The 1,238-nt window shown below is 49.8% G+C and carries 1 rRNA gene; it reads left to right on the top strand.

What is annotated here, in order from left to right:
* Window positions 1-91: 91 nt before the first annotated feature.
* Window positions 92-1,238: ribosomal RNA gene (locus ACNKW3_RS19790) — 23S ribosomal RNA — on the top strand; the annotation flags it as partial.

Here is a 1,238-nt window from a genome sequence, read left to right as displayed (position 1 = left end):
AGAAAGGCGCATACGATAAGTATGTAACTGCCGAACGACGAACCCAAGCTGACAAGATAAAGACAATGAGGAAGGCAATTGAGGGTTGTATGGTTAAGTGACTAAGCGCATACGGTGGATGCCTAGGCAATCAGAGGCGAAGAAGGACGTGTTAATCTGCGAAAAGCTGTGGTGAGGTGATAAAACCCGTTTTAGCCACAGATATCCGAATGGGGAAACCCACCTCTTAGAGGTATCGTTACGTGAATACATAGCGTAACGAGGCAAACGCAGGGAACTGAAACATCTAAGTACCTGTAGGAAAAGAAATCAACCGAGATTTCCCTAGTAGCGGCGAGCGAACGGGAATTAGCCCTTAAGTTTTATACGAGTTAGTGGAATGAGTTGGGAAGCTCAGCGATACAGGGTGATAGCCCCGTACACGGTGATTTGTATAGAGTGAAAACGAGTAGGTCGGGACACGTGTTATCTTGACTGAATATGGGGGGACCATCCTCCAAGGCTAAATACTCCTGATTGACCGATAGTGAACCAGTACCGTGAGGGAAAGGCGAAAAGAACCCCAGTGAGGGGAGTGAAATAGAACCTGAAACCGTATGCGTACAAGCAGTGGGAGCATGGCTTGCCATGTGACTGCGTACCTTTTGTATAATGGGTCAGCGACTTATATTCAGTAGCAAGGTTAAGCCAATAGCGGAGCCGTAGCGAAAGCGAGTGTTAACTGCGCGTTTAGTTGCTGGGTATAGACCCGAAACCCGGTGATCTAGCCATGGGCAGGTTGAAGGTTGAGTAACATCAACTGGAGGACCGAACCCACTAACGTTGAAAAGTTAGGGGATGACCTGTGGCTGGGGGTGAAAGGCCAATCAAACCGGGAGATAGCTGGTTCTCCCCGAAATCTATTTAGGTAGAGCCTCGGACGAACACCATTGGGGGTAGAGCACTGTTAAGGCTAGGGGGTCATCCCGACTTACCAACCCTTTGCAAACTCCGAATACCGATGAGTGCTATCCGGGAGACACACGGCGGGTGCTAACGTCCGTCGTGGAGAGGGACACAACCCAGACCGCCAGCTAAGGTCCCAAAATATTGCTAAGTGGGAAACGATGTGGGAAGGCTAAGACAGCTAGGAGGTTGGCTTAGAAGCAGCCACCCTTTAAAGAAAGCGTAATAGCTCACTAGTCGAGTCGGCCTGCGCGGAAGATGTAACGGGGCTAAGCAATATACCGAAGCTGCGG

The organism is Glaciecola sp. 1036 (assembly GCF_050306235.1).
Lineage (GTDB): Bacteria > Pseudomonadota > Gammaproteobacteria > Enterobacterales > Alteromonadaceae > Glaciecola.
This window is presented reverse-complemented; position numbering and strand designations above follow the sequence as displayed.